Here is a 554-nt window from a genome sequence, read left to right as displayed (position 1 = left end):
ATGAGTATGGCAGGCGTAGCTTATGAAGTTGCTGCTGCGATCAATGGTACGTATGAACTGGCAGAAGAACATGTTTCCACTTCAGGAGAAAAGGCCGACAACGCTGTTTCTGTGGAAGTCGACGATGCTGAGGCCAATCCATACTATGGCGCGTTTGTCATCAAAGGGATCGAAGTCGGTCCATCCCCGCTTTGGATGCAAAACCGTCTGACAGCTGCTGGAATTCGTCCGATCAACAACGTTGTGGACATCACCAACTACGTATTGATGGAATACGGTCAGCCGCTTCATGCATTTGACTACGATCGATTCGGCAGTGATAAAGTCGTAACAAGACGTGCGAAAGACGGTGAAACCATTAAAACGCTGGATGATCAGGAACGCACACTTACATCTGATCATTTAGTGATTACAAATGGTGAGACCCCTCACGCAATCGCTGGCGTCATGGGTGGAGCCGAATCAGAAGTTCAAGATGATACGAAAAATATCATTCTTGAAGCAGCATATTTCGACCCGGCAGTTGTACGTCAATCTTCAAAAGATCACGGCTT

The 554-nt window shown here is 47.1% G+C and carries 1 protein-coding gene; it reads left to right on the top strand.

Features of this window, described 5'->3' with window-relative positions; genetic code table 11:
• A partial coding sequence (locus LD39_RS19480; RefSeq protein ID WP_035552200.1) for a phenylalanine--tRNA ligase beta subunit-related protein occupies positions 1 to 554 on the top strand: 554 nt, incomplete at both ends.

It is taken from the genome of Halobacillus sp. BBL2006, assembly GCF_000786645.1.
Classification (GTDB): domain Bacteria; phylum Bacillota; class Bacilli; order Bacillales; family Halobacillaceae; genus Halobacillus.
The sequence above is the reverse complement of the archived record's forward strand: the minus strand, read 5'-3'. Positions and strand labels throughout refer to the sequence as shown.